This is a genomic window from Streptomyces caelestis, from assembly GCF_001279005.1.
In the GTDB taxonomy this organism is placed as follows: Bacteria; Actinomycetota; Actinomycetes; order Streptomycetales; family Streptomycetaceae; genus Streptomyces; species Streptomyces heliomycini.
The window spans coordinates 1-299 of record NZ_LGCN01000126.1 but is presented as its reverse complement, the minus strand read 5'-3'; the positions used below and the strand labels follow the sequence as shown (position 1 = coordinate 299).

The 299-nt window shown below is 68.2% G+C and carries 1 protein-coding gene; it reads right to left on the bottom strand.

Features of this window, described 5'->3' with window-relative positions:
- Window positions 1-299, bottom strand: a 299-nt coding sequence (locus tag ADK41_RS12860) for a HAMP domain-containing protein (protein ID WP_159043965.1), incomplete at both ends; no start/stop codon positions are given.

The window sequence follows — 299 nt, the reverse complement described above, 5'->3', positions numbered from 1 at the left end:
GGTCGACCATCGTGTTGATGGTGTTCTTGAGCTCGAGGATCTCGCCGCGGGCGTCCACGGTGATCTTCTGCGACAGGTCGCCCTTGGCGACCGCCGTCGCCACCAGCGCGATGTTGCGGACCTGACCGGTGAGGTTGCCGGCCATGAAGTTCACCGAGTGGGTGAGATCGCGCCAGGTGCCCTTCACGCCCTGCACGTCGGCCTGGCCGCCGAGGCGGCCCTCGGTGCCGACCTCGCGGGCGACGCGGGTGACCTCGTCGGCGAAGGCGGAGAGCTGGTCGACCATCGTGTTGATGGTG